Consider the following 22,894-nt stretch of genomic DNA (forward strand, 5'->3'; position numbering starts at 1 on the left):
CGCGCGCCATGCGCAAGGGACGTATCGAACGAAAGACCGCCGAAACCGCGATCCTGGTCGAGGTCGATCTCGATGGAACAGGGACGTACGAGGTCTCGACGGGCATCGGCTTTCTCGATCACATGGTCGAACAGTTCTCCAAGCATTCCTTGATCGACGTGATCATGAAGGTCGACGGCGATCTCCATGTCGATCAGCACCACACCACCGAAGACAGCGCGCTGGCGCTCGGCCAGGCCCTGGCACAGGCGTTGGGCGAAAAGGGCGGGATTGCGCGCTACGGCAGCGCCTATTCGCCGATGGACGAGACTCTGGCGCGGGTCGCACTGGATATTTCCGGGCGGCCCTTCCTCGTGTGGAACGCCCGGTTCACGCAGGAAAAGCTCGGCGAATGGGACACCGAGCTGATCGAGCACTGGTTCCAGTCGATCGCCCAGACCGCCGGAATCACGCTCCATTGCGAACTGCTCTACGGCCAGAACAATCACCACATCTGCGAAGCGCTGTACAAGGGCTTCGCCCGTGCGATGCGGATCGCCGTCGAGATCGATCCGCGCAAGGGTGGCGCGGTGCCGAGCACCAAGGGGCAATTGGGTGGCTGAGGTCACGGCCCTCGTCGATTACGGCGCGGGCAATCTCCATTCGGTCGAGAACGCGCTGCGGCGGGTCGGGGCGCGGGTCGCGGTGACCGCCGATCCCGACGTGCTGCGCGCCGCCGATCGGATCGTGCTTCCGGGCGTGGGTTCGTTTCGGGCCTGCGCGGAAGGGTTGCGCGCCGCCGAGGGCGCGGTCGAGGCGATGACCGAGCGTGTGAAGGTTGGCGGGGCGCCCTTTCTCGGCATCTGCGTCGGCATGCAACTGCTCGCGACCCGCGGGCTCGAACACGGCAGCACCCCCGGTCTCGACTGGATCGCGGGCGAGGTGCAACCGCTCGATCCCGCCCGGCGCGGCGTGAAGGTGCCGCATATGGGCTGGAACGATGTCGCGCCCCTGCCGCACGCGCGCGGGCATGCGGTGGTGGAAGAGGGCGAAGCCTATTTCCTCCATTCCTACCATTTCCACGTAGCGGACCATGCCGACGCGCTGGCGCTGAGCGATCACGGCGGCAGTCTGACCGCGGCGGTTGGGCGGGACAACATCGCCGGTGTTCAGTTCCATCCGGAAAAGAGCCAGGCCTACGGTCTGGCGCTGCTGGAACGTTTCCTGGAGTGGCGGCCATGATCGTGTTCCCCGCCATCGACCTGAAGGGCGGCGAGGTGGTGCGCCTGGCGGAAGGCGACATGGCCCGCGCCACGGTCTATTCCGGCGATCCGGCAAGGCAGGCGCTGGCTTTCTCGCAAGCCGGCGCGGATCATCTCCATGTGGTCGATCTCGACGGGTCCTTCGCCGGTTCGGCGCGCAATCGCGGCGCGGTGGAAGCCATCGTCGCGGCCTTTCCCGGCCGGGTCCAGCTGGGCGGGGGCATCCGCACACGCGCCGATGTCGAGAGCTGGTTCGCCGCCGGCGTGGCGCGGATCGTCATGGGCAGCGCCGCACTCAAGGATCCCGAATTCGTCAAGGACATGGCGCGCTCCCATCCCGGCGCGATCGTCGTCGCGGTGGATGCGCGCGACGGAATGGTCGCCACCGAGGGCTGGGCCGAGGTCTCGAACGTGGCCGTGGCCGATCTCGCGCGCCGGTTCGAGGATGCGGGCGTCGCGGCGTTGCTGTTTACCGATATCGGGCGCGACGGGATGCTCAAGGGCGTCAATCTCGACGCGACGCTGGCGCTGGCGCGGCAGGTCGACATACCCGTTATCGCCAGCGGCGGAGTCGCCGGTATCGAGGATATAGAGGCACTTGCGCGCCATGCCGACGAGGGAATCGAAGGCGTCATCACGGGCCGGGCGCTCTACGACGGCCGGCTCGACCTCGGCGAAGCGCTGAAAGTGGCGGCGCGGACGGAACAGCGAAGCGGTGCGGCGCGATGACCGTCCGCATCCGCGTCATCCCTTGCCTCGACGTCGCCGACGGGCGCGTGGTGAAGGGCGTCAACTTCGTCGATCTCAAGGACGCCGGCGATCCGGTCGAACAGGCCCAGGCCTACGACGCGGCGGGAGCCGACGAGCTGTGCTTCCTCGACATTTCCGCCAGCCACGAAGGGCGCGGCACGCTGCTCGACATCGTTCGGCGGACCGCGGCGGTGTGTTTCATGCCGCTGACCGTCGGCGGCGGCGTGCGGAGCGTGGCGGATGCGCGCGCATTGCTGCTGGCGGGGGCCGACAAGGTGGCGGTCAATTCCGCCGCGGTCGCGCGGCCCGAACTGGTGGGAGAGATCGCCGATCGCTTCGGCAGCCAGTGCGTGGTCGCCAGCGTCGATGCGCGGCGGATTGGCGAGCGCTGGGAAATCTTTACCCATGGCGGTCGCCGGCCGACCGGGATCGACGCCCTCGCCCATGCGCGGCGCCTGGTGGAGCTGGGCGCCGGCGAACTGCTCGTCACCTCGATGGATGGGGACGGCACTCGGAAGGGCTACGACATCGACCTGACCCGCACGATCGCCGATGCCGTGCCCGTGCCGGTCATCGCCAGCGGCGGTGTCGGCACGCTCGACCATCTCGTCGAGGGCGTGACCCAGGGCCATGCGAGCGCGGTGCTTGCCGCCTCGATTTTCCACTTCGGCATGCACACCATCGCGGAGGCGCACGAGGCGCTGAGGGCCGCCGGACTGCCTGCCCGCGTCTGATGCGTGTGTATGTCCCGGCGTGGGACGCATCGCGACCCGTCGCGGGAACGCAACATCCCTGCTGCTAATGTCCCACCCGTGTCGACTCAGGTGATCGCCCTCGCTGCCGAGCTCGCCGCCCTTCCGGGCGTGCGCGAAGCCGTCCGCGCCGTCGAGGAGCCGAGTGCGCTGCTGGTGATCGCCATCGGCTTTGCCGGATTGGCCGTCGGCAGGTCGATCGCCGTCGGCAAGGCCGGCGGACGGGATTGACCCGGCGGGTCCCGCCATCCATGCAGCCCGGCATGGACACGCTGACCCGCCTTTGCGCCACCATCGCCGACCGGCGGGACGCAAATCCCGATACCAGCTATGTCGCCAGTCTCTTCGCGAAAGGGATTCCCCAGATCGCCCGCAAGGTCGGCGAGGAAGCGGTCGAGACCGTGATCGCCGCGCTGGGCGAGAAACCGGAGAACCTGCGCGGCGAGGCCGCCGACCTGCTTTTCCACCTGTTGATCCTGCTCGAGGCGCGCGGCGTGAGCCTGGCGGATGTGATGGACGAGCTCGACCGGCGCGAAGGGGTCTCGGGTATCGCCGAGAAGGCCGCCAGGAACGGGAGCCGGTAGATGCCGATCGACGCCACCAGGCCCTACGACAGCGACAATATCTTCGCCAGGATCCTGCGCGGGGAAATTCCTGCCACCAGGGTCTATGAAGACGACTGGGCCATCGCCTTCGAGGACATCAATCCCCAGGCGGAAATCCACACGCTGGTGGTGCCAAAGGGCGAATACGTCAGCTGGGACGATTTCAGCGCCAAGGCGAGCGATGCCGAGATCGCCGGCTTCGTCCGCGCCGTGGGCACGGTCGCGCGCGAGAAGGGGCTGGTCGAGCCCGGCTACCGGCTGCTCGCCAATGTCGGCGCGCATGGCGGGCAGGAGGTGCCGCATCTCCACGTCCACATCTTCGGCGGACAGCCGCTCGGCCGCATGATCGCCTGAGCGCGGCGGCCCAACGCTTCGGCCCCGCTTCACAACATTTTGGCTTCGCACCGCTTGCCACGCGATTCGCGCCTCCGCTAAGGCGCGGCGCATGGCGATCCAATCCCATCCCGGCCTGAACCTTCCGGGCGGCACGATCGACGGCGCGCGGCATTTGTATGCCGTGCGCGTCTATTACGAGGATACCGATCTGTCGGGCATCACCTACCACGCCAACTACCTGCGCTGGTTCGAACGTGCGCGTTCCGACCTGCTGCGGCTGCTCGACATCGATCAGCGCGCCGCGATCGAGGCGGGCGAGGGGGCCTATGCGGTGTCCGAGATCGAGCTGAAGTATCGCCGCCCGGCAAAGCTCGACGACGATGTGGTGATCGAGACCCGCTGCACCGAGATGGGCGCGGCGAGCTGCCGCATGCACCAGCGGGCGATCCGCGATTTCGGGAAGGGCGATTGCCTGCTCGCCGAAGCGCGGCTGCGTGTCGGCTTCGTCAGCCCCGCCGGCCGCCCGATCCGCCAACCCTTGGCCTGGCGCCAGGCATTCGAAGACTTCATGAAAGAGACCGCAACCGCATGAACGCACTCGATCTTCTCGCCCCGGCCGGTGCCGCGGCCGCGACCCGGCTCGATCCGATCCAGCTGTTTCTCGATGCCGACATCGTGGTCCAGCTCGTCATGGCCGGCCTGTTGCTTGCCAGCATCTGGACCTGGATGATCATCGTCAGCTTCTGGCTGCGCATGGGCCGTTTGCGTTCGCAGACAATGCGTTACGAGGAAGAGTTCTGGCAGGCCGAGAATTACGATCGCTTCATGGCCGAGCGCGGCCGGGCCGATCTGCCGCCCTCGCGCGTCGCGGGGGCCGGCGTCGGAGAATGGCGACGTTCGACCAAGGGCGGGATCAAGGACCGCGAAGGCGTGCGGTCGCGCCTGGCCGGGGCGATGGAAAGCCAGGTGGCACTGGAATCCGATACGCTGGCGGAGCGGCTCAACTTCCTCGCCACCACCGGCGCGGTCGCACCCTTCGTCGGCCTGTTCGGCACCGTCTGGGGGATCATGAACAGCTTCTTCCAGATCGGAGCGCAGGAAAGCTCTTCGCTCGCCGTGGTCGCGCCGGGCATTTCCGAAGCGCTGTTCGCCACTGCGATCGGGCTGTTTGCCGCGATCCCTGCGGTGATCGCCTACAACCGGTTCAGCCACCGCGTGAACCGGTACGAGGCCCGCCTCCAGCGCTTCGCCGACAAGCTGCACGCGACCTTCAGCCGCCAGCTGGACGCCGCCTGATGGCGATGGGCATGGTCTCTTCCGGCAGGCGGCGGGGGCGGGGCGGCAAACGCGCGCCGATGGCCGAGATCAACGTGACGCCGCTGGTCGACGTGATGCTGGTGCTGCTGATCATCTTCATGGTCACCGCGCCTCTGCTGACCGCGGGCGTGCCGATCGACCTTCCCGACAGCCGCGCCAATCCGCTCGACAACGAGGCGCAGCAGGTCACCATCAGCATCGACGAGCAGGGCTTCGTTTACATCGACCAGCAGCGCATCGAAGTCGGCGGGCTGGAGCAGGCGCTCGCCGACCTGCCGCGCACGGGCGAGGGGACCGACATCACCCTGCGCGCCGATCGCGGGCTCGACTACGGCCGCGTGATGGCGGTGATGGGCGAGCTCAACAGGGCCGGCCTCAATCGCATCTCGCTGGTCACAAACGGTTCATCGGTGGAGCCATAGCCGCATGGCCATGGGAGAGACCCGGTTCAGCAAGGAAGAGCGCGTCGGCCTGTTCGTCGCCGCAGTGCTGCATCTGCTGCTGGTCCTCGTCCTGCTGCTCCAGCCGGCCAATCGCAGCGACATCACCCCCGTCGAGCGGATGACGGTCAATCTGGCCGAGGAAGTCGGCATGGAAGCCACCGCGCCCGAGCCGGTTCCCGAAAGCCGGGCCGCGGTGGCGCCCGAGCTTTCGGACACGCCGGCCCCCGCGCCCGAGCCCGAAGCCGTGCCCGAGGCTGTGGCACAGCCGGTCCAGCAGCCCGTCCGCCGCCCGGTCGAGCGCGTCCAGCGACCGGCCCCGACGCCTCAGCGCCCCGCGGACACGCGCCCGCGTCGTCGCCCCGATCCGCCGCGCACCGAGCGTCCCGCCCAGCAACCCGCCCGCGCCGCGGAGCGTGGCGGAGGCTCGCGCGTGGGCGAGAATTTCCTCGCCGGGGCCGGAGACAGCGCGCGGACCGAGGAGACCCGCACTCCCGCCTCGCAGATCGGAGCAAGCGCCAAGGCTTCCCTGGTTCAGGCGATTGCGCGGCGGATCAAGCCGCACTGGTCGCCGCCCAACGGTCCGGAGGTCGAGGAGATCACCACCTTCCTGCGGTTCCGGCTCAACGAGAACGGCTCGCTCGCCGGCCGTCCCGAAGTCGTCCGCCAGACCGGCGTCAACGACGTCAACCGCGCCCAGGCCGGGCGCCATGCGGAACAGGCGATCCGCGCGGTACAGCTCGCCGCACCCTTTTCCGACCTGCCGGAAGAATATTACGAAGCCTGGAAACTTGTCGGCCCGTTCGGCTTCGACTGGAGATTGGCCCAATGAAAGCACTGATCGCAACCTTCACCATCCTGCTCGCCGCACCGCTGGCGGCGCAGAACCAGGATCTCGGCGAACCGCTGCCGGAAGGCGGCGAGGTGGAGACCGTCGAGGAAAGCCAGGGCCTGACCGGCTCGGTCAGCTTCGAAGGCAATCTCGACGATCTCGGCATCGCCATTCCGGCCTTCGCCACCGATCGCGATGCGCCGACGCCTGCCAATGCGCAGGGGACCGCGGCGCTCGGGATCGAGCTGGCCCGGGTCATCACCTCCGATCTTCGCAACAACGGCCTGTTCAAGCCGACGGGCCCCGATGCCCTGCCGCGCCCGCAATTCCCGGAAATCTCCGCCCCCAACTATGCCACATGGTCGAACCGCGGGGCGGAGATGCTGGTCCAGGGCTACGTTCGCGCGCGCGGCGACGGGCGGTTGACGGTCGGCTGCTATCTCTACGACATGGCGCTGCGCAGCGAGCTCGTGCGCGAGGGCTGGGTCGTGCAGCCCGCCGACTGGCGCCGCGCCGCGCACAAATGCGCCGACCTCGTCTATTCGCGGCTCACCGGCGAGAGCCCGTTCTTCGACAGCCGCATCGCCTACATCGCCGAGACCGGACCCAAGGACAATCGCACCAAGCGGCTCGCGATCATGGACAGCGACGGCGCCAACCACCGCTTCATCACCACCGGCCGCTCGACCGCGCTGACCCCGCGCTATTCGCCCGACTACCGCCAGCTCGTCTATCTCAGCTACGTCGACGGCAATCCCCGCATCTACGTCTACGACATCGGCACCGGACGCCAGACGCTGGTCACCGAGAGCGCCAACCCGACCTTCGCCCCGCGCTGGAGCCCGGACGGGCGTTACATCCTCTATTCGATGGCGGTCGGCGGCAACACCGACATCTACCGCGTCTCGGCGCAGGGCGGGCGCAGCGAGCGGCTGACCGACACGCCGGGAATCGACATCGGCGGCTCGTTCTCGCCCGATGGAAGCCAGATCGTCTTCGAGAGCGACCGTTCCGGCAACCAGCAGTGCTACGTCATGAATGCCGACGGGTCGAACCAGCGGCGCATCAGCTTCGGCAGCGCGCGCTGCGCGACGCCGGAATGGAGCCCGCGCGGCGACCAGATCGCCTTCACCAACGCCAGCACCTTCAACGTGTCGGTCATGAGCCCGAGCGGCGGCAACGTGCGCCGGCTGACCAGCGGCTGGCAGGACGAGGCGCCGACATGGTCGCCCAACGGCCGCATCATCCAGTTCTTCCGGACCGAGCGCAATTCGGGTGCCACCTCGCTGTGGCAAATCGATCTGACCGGGGAGAACCTGCGCGAACTGCCCACGCCGGTCGATGCATCCGACCCGGCGTGGGGACCGATCCTGCCGTGAACGCATTGCATACCCGGGGGCCGACGAACCCGGGCACCATTTTTCCGAGGCTGAAAAGGGAATCAGCGCCATGACCACACGTAAATTCGCCTTCGCCCTTGCAGCGGGCACGCTGGCCATCGCCGGCTGCGCCAAGAAAGCGCCAGAGCAGCTTCCGCCCGCGCCGCAGGACACCGGTACCACGACGCCGACGCCGACCACGACGGGGCCGAGTGCCAGCGGTCCCGGCACGCAGCAGCATTTCCTGCAGACCGTCGGCCAGAGCAATTCGGTGGTCTATTTCGACACCGACCGCTTCAACATCGATGCCGAGGATTCGCGCATCCTGCAGACGCAGGCGCAGTATTTCTCGCAATATCCGAACGTGACCTTCACCATCGAGGGACATGCGGACGAGCGTGGCACGCGCGAATACAACCTCGCGCTGGGCGAGAGGCGGGCCAATGCGGCGAAGAACTACCTCGTCTCTGTCGGTATTCCGGCCAACCGCATCCGCACCATCAGCTACGGCAAGGAACGTCCGGTGGCGATGGGTTCGAACGAGAGCGCATGGGCGCAGAACCGCCGCGCGGCGACGGTCGTGATCAACTGATCGTCGCGAAGGGGAGCCTCCGCCCGGCGGGGGCTCCTCAGCGCGCGATATTTGCGAGGGGGCCGTGCGGCGCAGTGGCGAATGCCGGGATCTGCAATTCCGCACCATCGCGCCGCGGCGCGCCGGTCGAAACGGCGAACAGGCCCGTGAGCGCCAGCGACAGCGCGATCGCGAATGTGACCTGGGGGCTGGGCGATTTCATGGCGGGTCCGTAGCGTGAATGGGTTATCGTTTCGTTGCGATGCAACATTTCGCATCCCGGCCCGTTCCCGATCCTTGTGCCTGTCGCAATCATGCCTAGACTGACGATGATGCCTGCCCGACGAACGACTTCCACCCATGCCTAAGGCCCATCGCTCGCTCGACTGGGGTTTCCCGCGCTGGCGCAGCTACGACAGCTCGCGCGAGGCGGCGACCGTGCGCCTGTGCGATCGTCACGGCTGCGAGGAAAAGGGCGAGTGCCCCGCACCCAAGGCGCCCAACAGCCCCGAGCGCTGGATGTTCTGTCAGAAGCACGCCGCCGAATACAACCAGAAGTGGGACTATTTCGAAGGCCTCGACAAGGCGGAAAAGGAACAGCGCGCCCGGGCCGAGCGCAGCGAGAACGCCGGTTATGCGGAGGCCCAGCACTACGGCTGGAGTGGCAGCGGGGACGGATCGCGCAGCGCCGACGAAATGCGCGCGCTGGAGATCCTCGAACTCGAGGCCGATGCCGATTTCGTCGCGGTGAAGAAGGCGTTCCGCATGAAGGCGAAGGTCGTTCACCCCGACGTCAAGCCGGGCGACGATGCGGCGGCGGCGGAATTCCGCAAGCTTTCCGTGGCCTACGATGTTCTGAAGGCAGCCGAAGAACGGCGGGAGTGGAAGGGCTAGGCGAGGCGGTCGGCTATCGCCGGCGCGAGCCTCGCGCCGAGCTCGGGTCCTTGCTCGGGATAGAGATAGGGCTCGATCAGCTCGGCCTCCATCACTGCCAGCGCGCCGTCGGGCAGGCGGATCATGTCGATGCGGGCGTAGAGCAGGTCGGCGAACGGCAGGGCATCGAGCACGGCCTTCGCGCCGGCAAGGTCCGTGACCGAGGGCGTGTAGGCGCTTTCTAATCCACCGTAGAGAGATTGTATGCGGTAATCGTCCTTCGCCGGACGTTTGCGGACCCCGTGCGAAAATTCGCCGTCGACGAAGACGAAGGTGTATTCGCCCTCCTCGACCACGCTCGGCAGGAACGGCTGGATCAAGCAGCGATGGCCCATCCGCCACCCGGGGGAGGGAGGGGAGTCGGCCGTGAAACGGTGCTGCCCCAAGCCGCCCGCTCCGACCTGTCGTTTGACGACGACGTCGCGCGTACCCAGCCGCTCCATCGCCTCGGCGACATCATCGGCCCCCGCATCCTCGCGATAGAGCGCCGGAACCGTGGTCGCACCCCGCTCGGCAAGCTCTTGCAGGTAGGACTTGTCGGCGTTCCACCGGACCACCTCGGGAGGATTGCGGACCGCGATGCCGCGCGCCGCCAGTTCCTCCAGCCGCGCGAGGAATTCCGCCGGATGATCCTGATAGTCCCATGCGGTCCCGAGCAGGACCAGCGCCACGCCATCGAACGCATTCGGTGGCGCGCGCCAGTCGATTTCCAGCAGCTCCAGCCCCGCATCGGCGAGCGCAGGACGCAGCGCAGCGACTTCGAGATCGTGCTCGAAGGCATCGCCGCGCCGTGCGCCCTTGCCGGGCAGGGTCTCGGCGCAGGCGAGGAATCCTATCTTCGTCAGACCGCCTCCAGCGCCTGCTCGAAATCGGCGATGAGGTCGTCCGCATCCTCGATGCCGATGCTGATGCGTACGAGATTGTCGGAGATGCCGAGTTCCGCGCGGCGGCCTTCCGCCACGGACAGGTGCGTCATGCTGGCCGGGTGGCTGGCGAGCGTTTCGGTTCCGCCGAGGCTCACCGCGAGTTTGGCGATCTTCAGGGCGTCGAGGAAGCGGAAGCATTCGGCCTCGCCGCCCTTGAGCAGCAGCGAGAAGGTGCTGCCCGCACCCAGGCAATGGCGATCGTAGATGTCCTGCTGGCGCGCATCCTTGATCATGCCGAGATAGCCGAGACCTTCGACCTTGGGATGGGCGGCAAGGTAATCGCACACCTTGGCCGCGTTTTCGCCGGCGCGCTGCATCCGCAGTTCGACCGTTTCCAGGCTGCGGCACAACATCCAGGCCGTGTTGGGGTCGCAGATGCCGCCCATCGTGTTGCGCAGCATGCGGATCGCATCGACGAAACGCTTCTTGCCCGAAACGCTGCCGGCAACGAGATCCGAATGGCCGCCGACGTATTTGGTCAGCGAATAGACGACCAGATCGGCCCCGTGATCGAGCGGACGTTGCCACAGCGGCCCGAGGAAGGTGTTGTCGATCGCGATCGAGCATTTGTCCGGATCGAAATGCGCGTCGCGGGCGTCCCTTACCGCTTCGATGTCGACCAGCGCGTTGGTGGGATTGCCGGGGCTTTCGAGGTAGATCATCGGCACCTCGCCGCCCTGTTCCTCCGCCAGCGACTTGGCGCGGGCCATCACCTCGTCCAGCTTGGCGCGGTCGGCGCCGGCGGGAAAATCGACGAAGCGCACGCCGAATTTCGCCATGGTCTTGGCGATGAAGCCCTCGGACGCGGCATAGAGCGGCCCGGAATGGACGATCACGTCTCCGGATTTGCACGCCGCCAGCAGCAGCACGGCGATGGCGGTCATGCCGCTGGAAAAGCTCAGCGCCTCTTCCGCACCGTCCCAGACCGCCAGACGGTCTTCCAGGATTTCCTGGTTCGGGGCATTGAAGCGGGAATAGACCAGGCCTTCCGCCCCTCCCGGACGCTTGCCGGTGATGCCTTCGAAATGGCGCTTGCCGTCGGCCGCGCTGGGGAAGGCGAAGGTGCTGGTGAGGAAGATCGGCGCCTTGAGGCTGCCTTCGGAGAGGGTGGGATCGTAGCCATGGCCCATCATCAGCGTCGACGGCTTCAGCGTCCGCCCGCCGATGGTCTTGACCTCGGGCTTGGGGTTCTTGCGGGGCGTGGTGGGATCGATGTCGTTGTCGCTCATCGGTGAGAGCTTCCTTCCTGTCGCACGCTCCCAGGAAGGCGGGAGCCGGTCGGAGAGCCGGGGCACCCGTCCCTAACCTCCGCAGGAACGCTTCTCCGCCGGGTCTCGCAAGCGGCTCTGCGCATAAGCCGCCGCTGCCCCCGTTTCAACCGGTTCAGGCGAGCGCGTGCATGGCGAAGACCACGCCGACGATCAGGAACACGCCGATCAGATCCAGCAGGATGCCGGCCTTGACCATCCGCTCGATGCGGATGCGCCCGGTCGCCCAGGCGATGGCGTTGGGGCCGGTCCCGGCGGGCAGCATGAACCCCCAGCTTGCAGCGAGTGCTGCAGGCATGGCGAGCAGCACCGGATCGGCACCGAGCGCGACGATCAGGCTCGCGACGACGGGGATGATGCCGCTGGCGGTGGCGACGTTGCTGGCGAATTCGGTGATCAGCACCACCATGGCGACGATGGCGAGGGCCACCACCACCAGCGGCAGGGTGTCGAGTGGCAGCAGCGCCTGCCCCAGCCAGTCGGCCAGTCCGCTCGCGCTCATCCCGGCGGCCAGCGCCAGTCCACCGCCGAACATCATGATCACGCCCCACGGCGCGCGGTCGGCTTCCTCCCAGACCAGCAGGGGGCGGCCGGTGCCGTCGGGGACGAGGAACAGCGCGAGGCCCGCGGCGATGGCGATGGTGCCGTCGGTCCAGCTGCCTTCGGGCAGCAGTGCGCCGACCCAGATCTGCGTCATCCAGGCGAGGAAAGAGAGCCCGACGACCATCATCACCCGCCGTTCGGCCGTCCCCATCGGCCCGTCTCCCGCGATCGCCTGGCGCGCCGCCTTCACGTCGAACGGGTGGGCCGCCACCTTCTGCACACGCGCGACGACGAGCGCGGCGAGGGGCACGCCGAGCACCACCAGCGGCAACCCGTAGAGCGTCCACTGCGCGAAGGTGATGCGGGTTCCGGCAATTTCCTCCACCAGCCCGACCGCGATGGCGTTGGTGGGCGAACCCACGAGCGTGCCGAGACCGCCGATGCTCGCGGCGAATGCGATCCCCATCGGCAGGGCGCCGGAAAGGCCTTCGAAACTGCCGCGCTCGCTCCCGCCGCCGGAAAGGACCGCGAGCGCCATCGGCATCATGATCAGCGCGGTGGAGGTGTTCGAAATCAGCATCGACAGCACGGCGGCGGCGACCATGAAGGCAAGCAGCAAGCCGCCCTGTCCGCCGCGATCCCCCAGCATGTCGAGGATCGCCAGCGCCAGCCGCCGGTGCAGGCCGGTTCGCTCGATCGCAAGGGCGAGGAACGCCCCGCCGAGAATGAGGAAGAGGATCGGCGAATAATAGGCGCTGGCCGTCTCCCCGGCGTCCATCACTCCGGCGAAGGGCAGGACGAGAAAGGGCATCAGCGCGGTCGCGGTGAGCGGGATCGCCTCGGTCATCCACCAGGCCGCCATCAGCAGCACCAGTCCGGCAACCACCATCGCCTCGCGCGGCATGCCGGCCGGAAGCGGCAGGAACAGGCTGCCCGATAGCGCGACTATCCCGACCGCGAGGCCGATCCTTGCGGCGCTCATCTCCCGAACTCCCCCCCTCAAGCCGCAAGGGCTAGCAAGAAGGCCCGGCCCAAGCAATCGACGGCTTGTCCAACCGGTTCGCAATGCCTATTCCCGGTGTGTTAGGCACTCAATACGCATGGGAGAGATTCGATGAGACCGACCCTTCGCATTCTGGCCGCGGGCGTCGCGCTGGCGGCGCTGACCGCTCCGGCCATCGCTAGCGCGCAGCAGGCAAGCGCGACAGCCGAGGCGGTGAAGACCTACAGTGCCGAACAATTCTACGATTCGACATCCTACGCGCTCGGATCGGGCGGGGGACATGTGTTCTCGCCCGACGGCGAGCACGTCCTGATCACCAGCGACGAGAGCGGCGTGTTCAACGCCTATCTCCTGCCCGTCGACGGCGGCGAGGCGATGCCGCTCACCAGCTCGACCACGAACGCCGTCTTCGCCGCCAGCTTCTTTCCCGAAGATGGGCGCGTCCTATACGGCTCCGATGGCGGCGGGAACGAGCTGACCCATATTTATGTCCGCGAGGAAGACGGGACGGTGCGCGACCTGACACCCGGGGACGAACTCACCTCCAACTTCGCCGGCTGGAGCAAGGATGGCGAGACTTTCTACGTTTCGACCAACGAGCGCGATCCGCAGGCCTTCGACCTCTACGCCTACGATGCCGACGATTATTCGCGCGAGTTGCTGTTCACCAATCCCGGCGGGTTCTTCCCCGGCGAGGTGTCGGACGACGGGCGCTGGATGGTGCTGGTGAAATACAATTCGAGCGCCGACAGCGATCTCTATCTGGTCGATCTGACCGGTGACAAGACGCCCCGCCTGATCACCGCGCACGAGGGCAATATCACCTACGGCAGCCACGCCTTCACCCGGGACAACACAAAGCTGGTCTATTCCACCAACGAGAACGGCGAATACAGCGAGGCCTGGACCTACGATCTGGCAAGCGGCGACAAGGAAAAATATCTGGCGGACGACTGGGACGTCAGCTTCGTCAGCTTCTCGCCCAGCGGCCGCTACCGGGTGAGCGGGGTCAACGCCGATGCCAAGACGGAACTCACCCTGCTCGACCAGAACACCGGCCGCGACGTGGCGCTGAGCGGTGTTCCCGATGGCGATCTCGGGTCGATCCGCTTCGACGAGGACGAGAGCCACATCGCCTTCACCGTGTCCTCCGACACCTCGCCTTCGGACATCTACGTCGCCGATCTCGCCACCGGAAAGGCCCGGCGGCTGACCAGCGCGCTCGATCCGGCGATCGACGAAGGCGATCTCGTCACCGCCACCGTCGCGCGTTTCGAGAGCTACGACGGGGTCGAAGTCCCCGGAATTCTCTACCGGCCCAAGGGAGCGAGCGCGGCCAATCCGGCCCCGGCGGTCGTCTATGTCCACGGGGGTCCCGGCGGACAGACGCGGCGGGGCTACAACCCGACGATCCAGCATCTCGTGAACCACGGTTATGCGGTCTACGGGATCAACAACCGCGGCTCCTCTGGCTACGGCAAGACCTTCTTCCACATGGACGACCGCAAGCACGGCGAGGCCGATCTCGACGATGTCGTCGCCTCGGCCGAATGGCTGAAGGGCATGGACTGGGTCGCGGACGACAGGATCGCGATAATGGGCGGTTCCTACGGCGGCTACATGACCGCGGCGGCGCTCGCCTTCCGGCCCCAGGTCTTCGATGCCGGGATCAACATCTTCGGCGTCACCAACTGGCTTCGCACGCTCAATTCGATCCCCGCCTGGTGGGGTGCGAACCGCGTGGCGCTGTTCGACGAGATGGGCGACCCGGCGACCGACGAGGAGCGGCTGCGCCGAATTTCGCCGCTGTTCCACGCCGCCAACATCGTCAAGCCGATGCTGGTGGTGCAGGGCGCCAACGACCCCCGCGTGCTTCAGGTCGAGAGCGACGAGCTGGTCGAGGCAGTGCGCGCGAACGACGTTCCGGTCGAATATGTCCTGTTCGACGACGAGGGGCACGGCTTCCGTAACAAGTCCAACCGGATCGAAGCGTCGGAAGCCTATCTGACCTTCCTCGACGAGCATATCGGGCGGTAGATTCCCTCAAACCTTTCTGTCCGCCGAACGCCTGGCTCAGGCCCCTTTCAGTGCCGCCATGTCACTGGAAGAGGCATGATGCCGATACTCAGATCGATCCTCGCCGCCGCGCTCGCGGGCTCCGCCATATCGCCCGGCGCGGCCGAGGCGCCTCCCGCATCCGCCTGGGAGATTGGCCCGTTCATCGACGGGCGCAATTATTCGGTCGGCATGCCGGTCCGTCCGGCGGATACGCGCGAGGGCGCGAGCTTCGTCATCCCGGGCCCGACGGCGGCCGACGGGCATGTGCATTACGTGACCACCCCGGTGCGCAGCCTCGCCGGGGCCAAACGGATCACGCTGCGCTACCGCATCGACGCGCCGCGCGGCACGCGGTTCGTGCAGCAGGAGAATCCCGGTGCCGGCCCGGCGACGCTGTCGCTCTACTTCCAGCGTCGCGGAGACAGCTGGCGTGCCCGCCATCCCGATTATCGCTGGTATTCGCCGGTGGCGCGCCAGGTTCCGCTTTCGCCCGGCGTGCACGAGGTCAGCATTCCGCTCGCTGAGGACGAGAGGTGGATCGCGATGATGGGAAGCGATTCCGCGACCAACCCGCGCGGGTTCGCCGCAGCGATCGAGGATGCGCACCGTGTCGGATTTACCTTCGGCGGCAGCAGCGGGCGCGGGCACGGAGTCTACGCCACCAATCCCGCGCGCTTCACCGTTCTCGACTTCCGGATCGAATAGACCGGCGGTTCAGTGGGTCCAGGCCAGATCGACCGATTGGATGTGCCAGCGGCGCTGATCCACGGTCGAGCCGGGCACGTCGTTGACCCGTCTCAGGACGATGGGCCCTTCGATCCGAACCGGCCTACCGTCCGCATCGGTGCCGGTGATGGTCGCCTCGCTCGTGTAATAGCTCGAGCCGGCGGCGCCTTCCATCCGTCCGCCCGGAACGGCGACGGTGATGTCGGACAACCCGTCGAACAGGGCGTTGAAGCGCGCCTTGCTCCATTTCTCCTTCGCGGACCGACCGAGCATGGTCCACGCCTGGTCGTATTCGCGCAGCTCGATTGCCCGGGCAAAGGCGAGCAGAACATTTCGCGCGCCCGTCTCCGTGCGCTCCGCATCGGGCGCCAGCGGTGAGGGGCTGAGCTCCGGGTACCCTTCGTTCACTCCCGATCCGTCGGTGTAACCCTGCGGCGGGCCGTCGTCGTTCGCGGGTAGGGCGGCGGGCGGTGGCGGGGTGGGGGCTGGCGGGGTGGGGGCCGGCGCCCCCGGGTCAGCGCTTTCTTCGGCTATAGCGGCCGCAGCGCCATTGTCCGCTGCCGGCTCGGAACAGGCCGCAAGACCCGCCAGGCCGGCGACAGCGAGCAAAGCGGACCATGTGATTTTCAAACCGCGCATGCCGGCAAAATCGGGGAGGGAGATTGCCGTTCCCCGAAGCCGGACCAACCGTTACTTGGGTGCGAGCACCATCACCATCTGGCGGCCCTCGAGGCGGGGGAACGCCTCGACCTTGGCGATCTCCTCGACATCGTCGCGGACGCGGTTGAGCAGGTCCATGCCGAGCTGCTGGTGCGCCATCTCACGCCCGCGAAAGCGCAGGGTGCACTTCACCTTGTCGCCGTTCTCGATGAACTTGTTCACATTGCGCATCTTCACATCGTAATCGTGATCGTCGATGTTCGGGCGCATCTTGATCTCTTTGATTTCCTGCGTCTTCTGCGTCTTGCGTGCGAGGTTGGCCTTCTTCTGCGCCTCGTAGCGATACTTGCCGACGTCGAGGAACTTGCACACCGGCGGGTCCGCATTGGGGCTGACTTCGACGAGGTTGAGGCCGTGTTCGGCCGCCTGTTCGATCGCTTCGCGGGTGTACATCACCCCCAGGTTCTCGCCTTCGTGATCGATCACGCGGACCTTGGGGACATTGATCATGTTGTCGTAGCGCGGGCCGCTTTTCACGGGCATTTGCATGCTGCGCCGGGGTGGACGGGCTATGGGGCACTCTCCTTTGTTTCGCCTTGTCGAAGCGGCGCATGTAGGCATTGTCGACGGGATTCGGAAGTGGCTTCGTCTCGCGGGGCGCGAATTCGCGGTGGTGCGTGCTTTTCGGGACGCGGTTCTGGAACAAACAGTGTTTCGCGCAGAGGCGCAGAGGAAGCAGAGCGCGCGGAGATTTGGCGACGAAGCCGATCTCGGGATTCACACGAAGCCACGAAGCCACGAATTGGAGCGCTAACTTTCCGGTCGTTGCGGCCTCTTCGTGCCTTCGTGCCTTCGTGTGAAAGAAAGCCGCTGCGCGGCCGCCGTCACCTCTGCTTCCTTTGCGCCTCTGCGCGAAGGAACTCAGGCCGCCTCGCGCCAGAGGGGAAAGCGCGCCAATCGGTCCCGGGTCGGGACGAGAGCGTCGATCCGGCTGGCGGGCTGCATCGCCTTGAGGATCGCGGGATCGTTGGCCGGCATGCCGCCGGTGAAGGCGCCGAAGGCGGGCAGGATGATCCGACCCGATGCGCCGTCGCCCGATGCGCTCACGACGGCGCAAGGCCGGCGGATATGCCGCTGCTGGACCTTGATTTGCACCCGCGGGTGATAATGGCCCGAAAGCTCCGGCCGGGTCTCGCCGCGTTTCGCGCGGTGGCGCAGGATCTTGCCGCCGATCTCCAGTTCCTCCACCAGCGTCCCGCCGCAGCGCGCTTCCATGTCCGGATCGTGATTGCCGGTGATCCACACCCAGTCGACCGCCTTGGTCAGCGCTTCCAGCATGCCGCAGGCGTGCGGCTCCAGCCGTGTGGACCCGTCCGAATCGTGAAAATTGTCCCCCAGCGTGATCACCCGTCGCGCGCCGGTGGCGCGGATCGCCAGCGCCACCCGTTCCAGCGTCTCGCGGCTGTCGTAGGGCGGGATCGGCTGGCCGTGGCGCGCGTAGAAGCTGGCTTTCTCCAGATGCAGGTCGGCGACCAGCAGGGCCTGTTCGCGCGGCCAGTAAAGCGCCTGGTTGGTGGCGAGCAGCCACTCTTCTCCGGCGAATTCGAATGGGGCGAACGAAAGGGGAACCATGCGCCGCTATTGCCCTGCCGGATTCGGCTTGGCAAGGGGGCCGCATGACCGACTGGACCGCCGAGAGCCGCACAGCGCAGACCTGGTTCGAGAAACTCAGGGACCGAATCTGCGCCGAATTCGAAGCGATCGAGCGCGAGGCGGGTTCGGATGCCGTTTTCGAATACACCGACTGGAGCCGCGAGGAAGAGGGGAACGAGGACCCCGGCGGCGGCACCCGCGGCGCGATGAAGGGCAAGGTGTTCGAGAAGGTCGGAGTCAACGTGTCCACCGTGCGTGGGAATTTCGCGCCGGAATTCGCCGGGACGATCAACGGTGCCGATGCCGAGAACCCCGGTTTCACTGCAACCGGGATCAGCCTGGTCGCGCACATGGCCAATCCGCATGTTCCGGCGGTGCACATGAACACCCGCTTCCTCGTAACCGGAAAGGCATGGTTCGGAGGCGGGGCGGACCTCAACCCGCCGATCCCCTACGATGAGGACACGGCCGATTTCCACGCTCGGTTTCGCGCCGCCTGCAGCGCGCACAACCCGACCTATTACGACCGCTTTTCCAAATGGGCGGAGGATTATTTCTACATTCCCCACCGCGGCGTGCACCGCGGGGTGGGCGGCATCTTCTACGATCATCTCGAATGCACCGACGAGAAGAGCTTCGAGCGCAATCTCGCCTTCACGCAGGATGTCGGCGAGGCCTTTCTCGACATCTTCCCGCGGCTGGTCCGCCGCCGAATGGAGAGCCAATTCGACGAGAGCGACAAGCGCACCCAGCTCGAATGGCGCGGGCGCTACGCCGAATTCAACCTTGTCTACGATCGCGGCACGCTGTTCGGCCTCAAGACCGGCGGCAATATCGACGCGATCCTGATGAGCCTTCCGCCCGAGGCCGTGTGGCGTTGATCTCGGGCGGCGGGAGACGCGATCCGGCCCTGGTGATTCGTCTCCTCGCCAATCCCGTCCGGCTGATCCCCCTGCTGTTCGCCGCAGCGATCGGCGTGGGGACGATCCTGCTGATGCTGCCGGTGTCGCATGCACAGGGGCAGATCGCGCCGCTCAGCACGGCTTTCTTCACCTCCACCTCGGCCGTGGCGGTGACCGGGCTGATCGTGGTCGATACCGCCACCTACTGGTCGAAATTCGGCCAGATCGTGATCCTGCTGCTGTTCCAGATCGGCGGTTTCGGGATCATGACCGCGGCGACGATCTTCGGGTTGATGGCGGGGCGCGGCTTCGGGCTGCGGCACCGCATGGCGACGCAGGTCGAGCGCAGCCGGCTTCAGGTCGGCGATGCCCGGTCGGTGCTGTTGCTGGTGCTCAAGATTACTCTGGCGGTCGAAGCAATCGTCGCCGCGATTCTCGTCGCGCGGCTGATGCTCGCCTATGATTACAGCCTCGGGCCGGCTTTATGGCACGGCGTCTTCCATTCGGTCAGCGCCTTCAACAACGCCGGTTTCTCCAGCTATTCCGACAGCGTCATGGGTTTCCAGAAGGACGGCTTCATCCTCGTCCCGATCATGCTTGCGGTGGTCCTCACCGCGCTCGGCTTTCCGGTAATGCAGGACGTGCGCACGAATGGACTGCGCTGGCGGCGATGGACGCTGCACACCAAGCTGACGGTCGCGGGAACCGTGGTGCTGCTCGGCGTCGGTTTCGTCGCCATGCTCGCCAAGGAATGGAGCAATCCTGCGACATTGGGCCCCATGGACGTAGGCGTGAAGGTGCTCAACGCCGCCTTCCATTCGGTCATGCCGCGCACCGCCGGTTTCAACAGCCTCGACGTGGGGGCCTTCGAGGGCGAGACGCTGCTGTTGAACTACGTGCTGATGTTCATCGGGGGCGGCAGCGCGGGCACTGCCGGCGGGATCAAGGTCACGACCTTCCTCGTCCTCGTCGCAGTTGTCCTCTCCGAGATCGGCGGCAAGCGCGACGCGGGCCTGTTCGGCCGCCGGTTCTCGAGCAGCCTGGAGCGCCAGGCGCTCACCGTGTTCTTCACCGCCGCCATGCTGATCATTCTCGGTTCGATGTACATCCTCGCGATTACCGATCTGACGATGGACGCCGTCCTGTTCGAAACCATCTCGGCCTTCTCGACGGTGGGCCTGTCGACCGGTATCACCGCCGATCTGCCGCCCTCGGCGCTGATGGTGCTGTGCATCCTCATGTTCGTCGGCCGGGTCGGGACCATTACCGTCGCCACCGCGTTGGCCCTTGGCGGGACGCCGCGCCCCTATCGCTATCCGGAGGAGAACCCGATTGTCGGCTGACAGGCGCAAACCGGTGCTGGTGATCGGCCTCGGCCGGTTCGGCGGGGCCGTGGCCCTCACGCTCGAACGCATGGGACACGAGGTCCTCGGGGCGGATGCGGACCCCGCGCGGGTCCAGGAATTTTCCCGCCAGCTCACCCAGACCGTCGAGGCGGATTGCACCGATCACGACGTGCTGGTGAAGCTCGGGACGGACAGCTTCTCGTCGGCCGTGGTCGGCATCGGCAGCGATATCGAGGCGAGCGTGCTGGTGGTCCTCGCGCTTTCCGATCTCGCAGTGCCGAACATCTGGGCCAAGGCCACCAACGAGCGCCACGGCCGCATCCTCGAGCGGACCGGCGCGCATCACGTCGTCTTTCCCGAGCAGCGGATGGGCGAGCGCGTGGCGCGGCTGGTCAACGAGCGGCTGCTCGACTTCATCTCCTTCGACAATGATTTCGCGATCGCCCGCCTCGCCGCGCCCGAACCGATCGTGGGCCTGCCGCTGGTGACCAGCCAGTGCCGCAAGAAGTTCGACGTTACCGTGGTCGGCGTGAAGCGCGAGGGCGAGGATTTCCTCCACGCGGTGCCCGACACGATCATCCTGCCCGGCGACATGCTGGTGGTGTCGGGCAAGGTGGAAAAGATAGAGGCCTTCGCGGCCAAGAGTTTCGACTGAACCAAAGCGGCTTCATCGCCGCGCAAGCGGGGGTCTGCCAAGGCCCTGTAGCACCAAGATTTTACCCGGGGAGATACGAATGTTCCGCTCACTGACCGTCGCTGCCACTCTCGCCATGGCCGCCGCCGGCTGCACCACGGTCAGCGACACCCCGCCAACCGCCGCGAACGGGATGGTCTCCCCGATCCTGACCAGCGCCGACGCGGTCGACGAGCTGACCTATGCCCGTCCGCAAGAGGCTCGAGTGACCCATGTGGCGCTGGATCTGGCGCTCGATTTCGCAGCCAAGAGGCTCGGCGGGGTCGCAGAGCTCGACGTGATGGCGGCACCTGGAGCCCGGGAAATCGTGCTCGATACCAACGGGCTCGAGATTTCCCGCGTCACCGACGGCTCGGGGCGCGAGCTCGAATACGCGATCGGGCCGATGGTCGAGGAGGCGGGCAAGGGCGCGCCGCTCACCATCCGGCTCGATGGGGCGCGAAAGCTGCGCATCCAGTACACCGCACCCGCCGACGCGGCGGCGCTGCAATGGCTTTCGCCCGAACAGACCGCCGGGGGCGAGCATCCCTATCTCTTCAGCCAAGGACAGGCGATCCTCAACCGCACCTGGATCCCCACCCAGGACAGCCCCGGCATCCGTCAGACCTGGGAGGCCCGCATCACCGCGCCCAAGCCGCTCGACGTGGTGATGAGCGGGGTGCGGCAGGGCGAGCCGGAAGACCTCGGCAACGGCAGGCGCGCCTTTCGCTTCGTCATGGACAAGCCGGTCCCGCCCTATCTCATTGCCATCGCCGCGGGCGACATCGACTTTCGCGCCACCGGCCCGCGCTCTGGCGTCTGGGCGGAACCCTCGGTGCTCGACCGCGCAGCGCGCGAGGTCGGCGATACCGAGGAGATGATCGCCGCCGCGGAGGAGCTCTATGGCGATTACCGCTGGGGCCGTTACGACATGATCGTTCTGCCGCCCGCCTTCCCCTACGGCGGGATGGAAAATCCGGTGATGACCTTCCTCACCCCGACCTTCATCGCCGGCGATCGGTCGAACAACGGGCTCGTCGCGCACGAACTGGCGCACAGCTGGTCGGGCAATCTCGTCACCAATGCGGTGTGGGGCGACGGCTGGCTCAACGAAGGCGTCACGTCCTATTTCGAGAACCGCATCGTGGAGGAAGTCTACGGCAGGAAGCGCGCCGAGCAGGAAGCGGCGCTGTCCTATGCCAATATCGTCGAGACGCTCGCGGAGGTGGGCGAGGATGCGCCGGGAACCGCGCTGCACAACGACGGCTCCGGCGAGCTGATCGGCAGCGCCATCGCCTACGACAAGGGCGCCTATTTCATGCGCACGGTGGAAAGCATCGTCGGGCGCGAGCGGTTCGACGCCTGGCTGCGGCAATGGTTCGACAACCATGCCTTCGAGCCCGCGACCAGTCGTATGATCCTGGAGGACATGCAGGAAAATCTCGTGCGTTCGCCGGCCGAAGCCGAGCGGTTGATGCTGCGTCAATGGATATTCGAGCCCGGCCTGCCGGCCAACGTGGCCAAGCCCGATCCCGCCGCCTTCGCCGAGGTGGATGCGGCCGTGGCCGCTTATGCTTCGGGCGGGGCGATCCCCGCGGGTTTCGCAAACTGGACCAGTGCCGAGCGGCAGCGGTTCCTCGACAACATCCCGGAACAGCGCAGCGCTGAGCAGCTCGCCCGGCTCGACCAGGCGCTCGGCCTTTCGCGTACCGGGAACAATGAGGAGCTGTTCCTTTGGCTCGAGCTGGCGCTCGCCAACCGTTATCAGCCGGCGGTGGCGCAGGCCGAGACCTTCCTCGCGGAGGTCGGCCGCGCCAAGTTCGTCCGGCCGCTGTTCCAGACCCTGTGGGACCAGGGTGAGTGGGGCCGGCCGATCGCCCGGCGCATCTATGCCGAGACCCGCCCGACCTATCACGCGGTGACCCGCGGCGGGGTCGATCGCATCCTCGGCGTGGTAGAATAGCATCGCGGCGCGCTTTT

At 66.8% G+C, this 22,894-nt stretch carries 27 protein-coding genes; 20 read left to right on the forward strand and 7 right to left on the reverse strand.

Going from position 1 to position 22,894, the window contains the following annotated elements:
- The first annotated feature begins 8 nt into the window (after nucleotides 1-8).
- From hisB to pal, 13 genes are all read left to right on the forward strand, one after another.
- Nucleotides 9-602, forward strand: coding sequence for an imidazoleglycerol-phosphate dehydratase HisB (hisB, locus tag ACGHN1_RS04945; RefSeq protein ID WP_390548874.1), 594 nt, complete (start codon nucleotides 9-11; stop codon nucleotides 600-602).
- Entirely contained in the window at nucleotides 595-1,221 is a 627-nt protein-coding gene (gene hisH, locus ACGHN1_RS04950) for an imidazole glycerol phosphate synthase subunit HisH (protein WP_390548876.1), read from the forward strand. The genes hisB and hisH overlap by 8 nt, the downstream gene beginning before the upstream one ends.
- Nucleotides 1,218-1,970, forward strand: coding sequence for a 1-(5-phosphoribosyl)-5-[(5-phosphoribosylamino)methylideneamino]imidazole-4-carboxamide isomerase (gene hisA / locus ACGHN1_RS04955; RefSeq protein ID WP_390548878.1), 753 nt, complete (start codon nucleotides 1,218-1,220; stop codon nucleotides 1,968-1,970). The genes hisH and hisA overlap by 4 nt, the downstream gene beginning before the upstream one ends.
- Complete coding sequence (hisF, locus tag ACGHN1_RS04960; RefSeq protein WP_390548880.1) at nucleotides 1,967-2,725, forward strand: imidazole glycerol phosphate synthase subunit HisF; 759 nt, start codon at nucleotides 1,967-1,969, stop codon at nucleotides 2,723-2,725. Before hisA ends, hisF begins: the two co-directional genes overlap by 4 nt.
- A gap of 78 nt (nucleotides 2,726-2,803) precedes the next feature.
- Entirely contained in the window at nucleotides 2,804-2,974 is a 171-nt protein-coding gene (locus ACGHN1_RS04965; RefSeq protein WP_390548882.1) for a hypothetical protein, read from the forward strand.
- Nucleotides 2,975-3,006: 32 nt separating this feature from the next.
- The gene (locus ACGHN1_RS04970) at nucleotides 3,007-3,327 is read left to right on the forward strand and encodes a phosphoribosyl-ATP diphosphatase (RefSeq protein ID WP_390548884.1); all 321 of its coding nucleotides are present in this window, start codon (nucleotides 3,007-3,009) and stop codon (nucleotides 3,325-3,327) included.
- Nucleotides 3,328-3,702, forward strand: coding sequence for a histidine triad nucleotide-binding protein (locus ACGHN1_RS04975; RefSeq protein ID WP_390548886.1), 375 nt, complete (start codon nucleotides 3,328-3,330; stop codon nucleotides 3,700-3,702).
- 91 nt (nucleotides 3,703-3,793) lie between these two features.
- On the forward strand, nucleotides 3,794-4,276 hold the full coding sequence (locus ACGHN1_RS04980; RefSeq protein ID WP_390548888.1) for a YbgC/FadM family acyl-CoA thioesterase: 483 nt from the start codon (nucleotides 3,794-3,796) through the stop codon (nucleotides 4,274-4,276).
- Nucleotides 4,273-4,980, forward strand: a complete 708-nt coding sequence (gene tolQ / locus ACGHN1_RS04985) for a protein TolQ (protein WP_390548890.1) — start codon at nucleotides 4,273-4,275, stop codon at nucleotides 4,978-4,980. The genes ACGHN1_RS04980 and tolQ overlap by 4 nt, the downstream gene beginning before the upstream one ends.
- Nucleotides 4,980-5,423, forward strand: coding sequence for an ExbD/TolR family protein (locus ACGHN1_RS04990; RefSeq protein WP_390548892.1), 444 nt, complete (start codon nucleotides 4,980-4,982; stop codon nucleotides 5,421-5,423). The genes tolQ and ACGHN1_RS04990 overlap by 1 nt, the downstream gene beginning before the upstream one ends.
- 4 nt (nucleotides 5,424-5,427) lie before the next feature.
- Nucleotides 5,428-6,273: an energy transducer TonB gene (locus tag ACGHN1_RS04995; protein ID WP_390548894.1), complete on the forward strand. Its 846-nt coding sequence runs from the start codon at nucleotides 5,428-5,430 to the stop codon at nucleotides 6,271-6,273.
- Nucleotides 6,270-7,652 carry a Tol-Pal system beta propeller repeat protein TolB gene (tolB, locus tag ACGHN1_RS05000; protein WP_390548896.1) on the forward strand — a complete coding sequence of 461 codons (1,383 nt, stop codon included), beginning with the start codon at nucleotides 6,270-6,272 and terminating at the stop codon, nucleotides 7,650-7,652. The genes ACGHN1_RS04995 and tolB overlap by 4 nt, the downstream gene beginning before the upstream one ends.
- A gap of 70 nt (nucleotides 7,653-7,722) precedes the next feature.
- Complete coding sequence (gene pal, locus ACGHN1_RS05005; RefSeq protein WP_390548898.1) at nucleotides 7,723-8,244, forward strand: peptidoglycan-associated lipoprotein Pal; 522 nt, start codon at nucleotides 7,723-7,725, stop codon at nucleotides 8,242-8,244.
- Nucleotides 8,245-8,281: 37 nt separating this feature from the next.
- Here pal and ACGHN1_RS05010 read toward each other — a convergent pair whose 3' ends face one another.
- Nucleotides 8,282-8,446, reverse strand: a complete 165-nt coding sequence (locus tag ACGHN1_RS05010; RefSeq protein WP_390548900.1) for a hypothetical protein — start codon at nucleotides 8,444-8,446, stop codon at nucleotides 8,282-8,284.
- A 137-nt stretch (nucleotides 8,447-8,583) separates the two neighbouring features.
- On the opposite strand from ACGHN1_RS05010, the gene ACGHN1_RS05015 reads away from it, so the two are divergent.
- Complete coding sequence (locus ACGHN1_RS05015) at nucleotides 8,584-9,117, forward strand: J domain-containing protein (RefSeq protein ID WP_390548902.1); 534 nt, start codon at nucleotides 8,584-8,586, stop codon at nucleotides 9,115-9,117.
- On the opposite strand, the gene ACGHN1_RS05020 is transcribed toward ACGHN1_RS05015, so the two are convergent.
- From ACGHN1_RS05020 to ACGHN1_RS05030, 3 genes are all read right to left on the reverse strand, one after another.
- Nucleotides 9,114-9,827 carry a RimK family alpha-L-glutamate ligase gene (locus ACGHN1_RS05020; protein ID WP_390548904.1) on the reverse strand — a complete coding sequence of 238 codons (714 nt, stop codon included), beginning with the start codon at nucleotides 9,825-9,827 and terminating at the stop codon, nucleotides 9,114-9,116. The two genes, ACGHN1_RS05015 and ACGHN1_RS05020, sit on opposite strands and share 4 nt — an antisense overlap.
- 170 nt (nucleotides 9,828-9,997) lie before the next feature.
- Nucleotides 9,998-11,311: a cystathionine gamma-synthase family protein gene (locus tag ACGHN1_RS05025; RefSeq protein ID WP_390548906.1), complete on the reverse strand. Its 1,314-nt coding sequence runs from the start codon at nucleotides 11,309-11,311 to the stop codon at nucleotides 9,998-10,000.
- A 154-nt stretch (nucleotides 11,312-11,465) separates the two neighbouring features.
- Entirely contained in the window at nucleotides 11,466-12,875 is a 1,410-nt protein-coding gene (locus tag ACGHN1_RS05030) for an SLC13 family permease (protein ID WP_390548908.1), read from the reverse strand.
- A 132-nt stretch (nucleotides 12,876-13,007) separates the two neighbouring features.
- Between ACGHN1_RS05030 and ACGHN1_RS05035 the strand changes: the two genes are divergently transcribed.
- Both ACGHN1_RS05035 and ACGHN1_RS05040 read left to right on the forward strand, forming a co-directional pair.
- Nucleotides 13,008-14,933: a S9 family peptidase gene (locus ACGHN1_RS05035; protein WP_390548910.1), complete on the forward strand. Its 1,926-nt coding sequence runs from the start codon at nucleotides 13,008-13,010 to the stop codon at nucleotides 14,931-14,933.
- A 75-nt stretch (nucleotides 14,934-15,008) separates the two neighbouring features.
- The gene (locus tag ACGHN1_RS05040) at nucleotides 15,009-15,659 is read left to right on the forward strand and encodes a hypothetical protein (protein WP_390548912.1); all 651 of its coding nucleotides are present in this window, start codon (nucleotides 15,009-15,011) and stop codon (nucleotides 15,657-15,659) included.
- Between the two features lie 9 nt (nucleotides 15,660-15,668).
- On the opposite strand, the gene ACGHN1_RS05045 is transcribed toward ACGHN1_RS05040, so the two are convergent.
- The 3 genes from ACGHN1_RS05045 to pdeM all read right to left on the reverse strand — a co-directional run bounded on the left by ACGHN1_RS05045 (nucleotide 15,669) and on the right by pdeM (nucleotide 17,972).
- Nucleotides 15,669-16,088: a hypothetical protein gene (locus tag ACGHN1_RS05045; protein ID WP_390548914.1), complete on the reverse strand. Its 420-nt coding sequence runs from the start codon at nucleotides 16,086-16,088 to the stop codon at nucleotides 15,669-15,671.
- A gap of 282 nt (nucleotides 16,089-16,370) precedes the next feature.
- Entirely contained in the window at nucleotides 16,371-16,889 is a 519-nt protein-coding gene (gene infC, locus ACGHN1_RS05050; RefSeq protein WP_390548916.1) for a translation initiation factor IF-3, read from the reverse strand.
- 372 nt (nucleotides 16,890-17,261) lie between these two features.
- The gene (gene pdeM, locus ACGHN1_RS05055) at nucleotides 17,262-17,972 is read right to left on the reverse strand and encodes a ligase-associated DNA damage response endonuclease PdeM (RefSeq protein ID WP_390548918.1); all 711 of its coding nucleotides are present in this window, start codon (nucleotides 17,970-17,972) and stop codon (nucleotides 17,262-17,264) included.
- 44 nt (nucleotides 17,973-18,016) lie between these two features.
- Between pdeM and hemF the strand changes: the two genes are divergently transcribed.
- The 4 genes from hemF to ACGHN1_RS05075 all read left to right on the forward strand — a co-directional run bounded on the left by hemF (nucleotide 18,017) and on the right by ACGHN1_RS05075 (nucleotide 22,877).
- Nucleotides 18,017-18,874 (forward strand): oxygen-dependent coproporphyrinogen oxidase, encoded by an 858-nt coding sequence (hemF, locus tag ACGHN1_RS05060; protein ID WP_390548920.1) that lies wholly within the window; start codon nucleotides 18,017-18,019, stop codon nucleotides 18,872-18,874.
- A gap of 32 nt (nucleotides 18,875-18,906) precedes the next feature.
- Nucleotides 18,907-20,238 (forward strand): TrkH family potassium uptake protein, encoded by a 1,332-nt coding sequence (locus ACGHN1_RS05065; protein WP_390548922.1) that lies wholly within the window; start codon nucleotides 18,907-18,909, stop codon nucleotides 20,236-20,238.
- On the forward strand, nucleotides 20,228-20,896 hold the full coding sequence (locus tag ACGHN1_RS05070; protein ID WP_390548924.1) for a potassium channel family protein: 669 nt from the start codon (nucleotides 20,228-20,230) through the stop codon (nucleotides 20,894-20,896). Before ACGHN1_RS05065 ends, ACGHN1_RS05070 begins: the two co-directional genes overlap by 11 nt.
- A gap of 79 nt (nucleotides 20,897-20,975) precedes the next feature.
- Nucleotides 20,976-22,877 (forward strand): M1 family metallopeptidase, encoded by a 1,902-nt coding sequence (locus tag ACGHN1_RS05075; RefSeq protein WP_390548926.1) that lies wholly within the window; start codon nucleotides 20,976-20,978, stop codon nucleotides 22,875-22,877.
- Nucleotides 22,878-22,894 lie beyond the last annotated feature (17 nt).

Source organism: Qipengyuania sp. MTN3-11, from assembly GCF_042851825.1.
Classification (GTDB): domain Bacteria; phylum Pseudomonadota; class Alphaproteobacteria; order Sphingomonadales; family Sphingomonadaceae; genus Qipengyuania.

Coding starts and splice junctions, on each gene's coding strand:
- ACGHN1_RS04970 (WP_390548884.1), top strand. CDS start 3,007: ATGGACACGCTGACCCGCCTTTGCGCCACCATCGCCGACCGGCGGGAC.
- ACGHN1_RS05030 (WP_390548908.1), bottom strand. CDS start 12,875: ATGAGCGCCGCAAGGATCGGCCTCGCGGTCGGGATAGTCGCGCTATCG.
- tolB (WP_390548896.1), top strand. CDS start 6,270: ATGAAAGCACTGATCGCAACCTTCACCATCCTGCTCGCCGCACCGCTG.
- ACGHN1_RS04980 (WP_390548888.1), top strand. CDS start 3,794: ATGGCGATCCAATCCCATCCCGGCCTGAACCTTCCGGGCGGCACGATC.
- pdeM (WP_390548918.1), bottom strand. CDS start 17,972: ATGGTTCCCCTTTCGTTCGCCCCATTCGAATTCGCCGGAGAAGAGTGG.
- hemF (WP_390548920.1), top strand. CDS start 18,017: ATGACCGACTGGACCGCCGAGAGCCGCACAGCGCAGACCTGGTTCGAG.
- ACGHN1_RS05010 (WP_390548900.1), bottom strand. CDS start 8,446: ATGAAATCGCCCAGCCCCCAGGTCACATTCGCGATCGCGCTGTCGCTG.
- ACGHN1_RS04995 (WP_390548894.1), top strand. CDS start 5,428: ATGGCCATGGGAGAGACCCGGTTCAGCAAGGAAGAGCGCGTCGGCCTG.
- hisF (WP_390548880.1), top strand. CDS start 1,967: ATGACCGTCCGCATCCGCGTCATCCCTTGCCTCGACGTCGCCGACGGG.
- ACGHN1_RS05025 (WP_390548906.1), bottom strand. CDS start 11,311: ATGAGCGACAACGACATCGATCCCACCACGCCCCGCAAGAACCCCAAG.
- ACGHN1_RS04990 (WP_390548892.1), top strand. CDS start 4,980: ATGGCGATGGGCATGGTCTCTTCCGGCAGGCGGCGGGGGCGGGGCGGC.
- ACGHN1_RS05040 (WP_390548912.1), top strand. CDS start 15,009: ATGATGCCGATACTCAGATCGATCCTCGCCGCCGCGCTCGCGGGCTCC.
- ACGHN1_RS05075 (WP_390548926.1), top strand. CDS start 20,976: ATGTTCCGCTCACTGACCGTCGCTGCCACTCTCGCCATGGCCGCCGCC.
- hisA (WP_390548878.1), top strand. CDS start 1,218: ATGATCGTGTTCCCCGCCATCGACCTGAAGGGCGGCGAGGTGGTGCGC.
- infC (WP_390548916.1), bottom strand. CDS start 16,889: ATGCAAATGCCCGTGAAAAGCGGCCCGCGCTACGACAACATGATCAAT.
- ACGHN1_RS05035 (WP_390548910.1), top strand. CDS start 13,008: ATGAGACCGACCCTTCGCATTCTGGCCGCGGGCGTCGCGCTGGCGGCG.
- ACGHN1_RS05015 (WP_390548902.1), top strand. CDS start 8,584: ATGCCTAAGGCCCATCGCTCGCTCGACTGGGGTTTCCCGCGCTGGCGC.
- ACGHN1_RS04975 (WP_390548886.1), top strand. CDS start 3,328: ATGCCGATCGACGCCACCAGGCCCTACGACAGCGACAATATCTTCGCC.
- tolQ (WP_390548890.1), top strand. CDS start 4,273: ATGAACGCACTCGATCTTCTCGCCCCGGCCGGTGCCGCGGCCGCGACC.
- hisB (WP_390548874.1), top strand. CDS start 9: ATGCGCAAGGGACGTATCGAACGAAAGACCGCCGAAACCGCGATCCTG.
- pal (WP_390548898.1), top strand. CDS start 7,723: ATGACCACACGTAAATTCGCCTTCGCCCTTGCAGCGGGCACGCTGGCC.